The sequence below is a fragment of the uncultured Cellulomonas sp. genome (assembly GCF_963527515.1).
Classification (GTDB): domain Bacteria; phylum Actinomycetota; class Actinomycetes; order Actinomycetales; family Cellulomonadaceae; genus Cellulomonas.
In genome coordinates, this window is record NZ_CAURTV010000193.1 from 1 (window position 1) to 2,580 (window position 2,580).

At 74.2% G+C, this 2,580-nt stretch carries 2 protein-coding genes; both read right to left on the bottom strand.

The features are described from left to right. A partial coding sequence (locus RYN42_RS20170) for a hypothetical protein (RefSeq protein ID WP_315099426.1) occupies window positions 1–2,294 on the bottom strand: 2,294 nt, incomplete at its 3' end. Next, window positions 2,294–2,580, bottom strand: a 287-nt coding sequence (locus RYN42_RS20175) for a hypothetical protein (protein WP_315099429.1), incomplete at its 5' end; no start/stop codon positions are given. The genes RYN42_RS20175 and RYN42_RS20170, both read right to left, overlap by 1 nt.

The following is a 2,580-nucleotide window of genomic DNA, read 5'->3' on the forward strand; positions in this document are numbered from 1 at the left end:
ACCTTCGGGGGGGCGCTCGGCGCCGGTGTCGGTGCGACGGCGGGGCCGCGCTGCGCCTCGATCGTGCTCGCCGCCAGCTGGGCGGACGCGAACAGCGCCGCGGTCGGCCCCGTCTCCGTGATCGGCACGAACCCGTCCGGCAGCTGCCCGTTGCCCGGCCCGCTCACCTGGCCCTCCGTGGTCGCGGTCCGGATGAACTGCGCCACGTGACCGGCGGCGGTCGGGTCCAGGCCGGACACGCGCGCCGCCGTGCTGACGATCATCGTCCCGGGGTAGTCGGCCGGGTCGAGCGCCGCCCGGTCGAGCGTGAACGGCTCGCCGGTGCCCGCCTGCGTCGCCTGCGCGACGGCCGTCGACATCGTCGCCACGCTCGGTGCGACGAAGGTGGCATCCGGGCCGGAGCCCGCGGTCCGCAGCTCGGCGGTGCGCAGCCCGTACCGCTCCGCGTCGCCGAGCGAGACGAGGCCGAGCATGAAGCGCACCCCGTAGTTCTGCCGGGCGATGCGGCCGAACTTCCACGGGTCCGTGGTGGTCGACCGCGTGCACTGCGTCTGGACGTTCGGCCACGCGTCCAGGACCGCCTCCGCGATCTTGCGCAGGCTGTTCACCGGCGCCGCGACGAGGCCGAGGTATGGGGAGGTGATGAGCTGCTCGCACTCCCGGGTGCTCTGGCGCACGTACGTGTCGAGCATCGGCCAGTCCTCGCGCGGCAGCTCGATGTCCTGGTAGCTCGGGTTGACCCGCATCCCCCACGGATCGGGCTCGCCCGCGACGAACGCTCTGGCCTCGGGGTCCGCGGCGATGTAGGCCGTCACCGCGGTCATCACGTCGGACGCCTCCGACAGGGACAGGATCGTGGCCTTCGCCTCCGCCGCGACGGTGGACAGGCCCGGGTTGAGCTCGATGAACTCGGGGTCGGTGTTGAGCGCGAGGGGGTTGTTCTCGAGGCCCTCGTGCGCCCGGACGTCGGTGGTGGCCGGGTAGGACTGGGTGAGCAGCTTGGCCAGCAGGCGCGGGGTCATCCGCAGCTGCGTCAGCTCGCCGGCGTTGTCGGGCAGGTCGGCGACGAACGCCACCCCGAACCCCGTGACCGCGGTCGGGGCGTAGGCGAGGTCCACCGTCGAGCCGCGCGCGGCGTCGGAGACGAACGCCGCCACCGCCTCGCCGCTGCCCAGCAGCCGCAGCGCCGCGGACTCCGGCATCCGGTTGTGCTGGAGCTTGAACCGGTCGGCGCGCAGGCAGTACGCGGGCGCCCACTGCAGCGACGCCTGGTTGAGCAGCTCCGAGCCGTACATGCCGACGGGTGAGCGCGAGTCCAGGACGTCGCAGGCGTCCGGAGGCAGCGCGAAGCTCAGCGGCACGCTGAACCGGTTGCGCCAGTTCGACTCCGACCACCAGAACCGGGGCGAGACGGCGTCGTCGACGCCGACGTCGGACAGGTTGGACGACCCCGGCTCGAAGTCACCCTCCTGCCGGCACGCCACGTCGGCGTCGAGGCAGCTGATGCCCATGATCGGGATGACGACCAGGGTGCACGGGACGTCCGTGGAGCACCCGAGCGACTCGTTCTCCGTCGCCGTGCGCATCTCGAACTGCACGTCGCCGGTGCCGTCCAGGTTGGTGAAGGCCGCCACGTCGGAGGGCGGCAGCGCGGCGTCGACCGCGGACTCGGGGGCGATCGTGGTGCTGCTGCACGACGGGTAGACCGTCCCGTTCGCGGCCTCGAAGGGCAGCAGGTGCTGCGCGAAGATCGCGCCCGGCAGCAGCCCGCACTCGGCGGGCCAGTCCGCGATCGTCTCCTGGTCCGCCCGGTCCCCCTCGGTCGCGTGGCGGTCGTGCCGCCAGACACCCGCGGCGACCACCCCGGCGGCGTAGCGCTGCAGGTAGGTCGAGGTCCAGCAGGTCTGCGGACGCAGCCGTTCCGCCTCCGGGGCGGCGGGGTCGTCGACACCCCGGCACTGCAGGATGACGACGGGGTACTCCTGGTTCATGCCGTTGAACCCGAACGGGTCGGCCGCCCGGCCGGCGCTCGGACGCGCACCCGACCAGCTCACGTGGATCCGCTCGCGGCCCCGCAGGCTCTGCGTGCGGTCCACCTGCACGGTCACCTCGCGCGTGTCGACCGTCGTCGCCGTGCCGTCGGCGGCGAGGTGCTCGCGGGTGAGGGTCTTCGTCTGCCGGTAGTCGACCGGGTCCGCCGCGCCCGCGGACGGGGCGACGACGAGGCCCGTGAGCGCCAGCGTGCCGACCACCGCAGCCCAGGCGCCTGCACGGCGCAGCGTCGAGGTGGCCATCAGAGGGCCGCCCGTCGGCGGGCGCGCACGGCGAGGAGGCCGGGCACGAGCACGATCGCGAGCAGCTCCGCCGCCGCGAGGACACCGAACGCCACGCTGCCTCCGGCCGGCCGTGCCACCTGCGTGGACACCGAGCCGCTGGCGACGTCGGACCCGCCGGGGCCCGAACCACCCACGGGGAGCCCGGTCTCCGGGTCGATCGTCAGGGCGTCGTCGGCGCCCGCCACCGCGCCGTCCGGCGTCAGAGCGCCCGCCTCGACCGTGTCGCCGCCGCCCGCCCCTGACC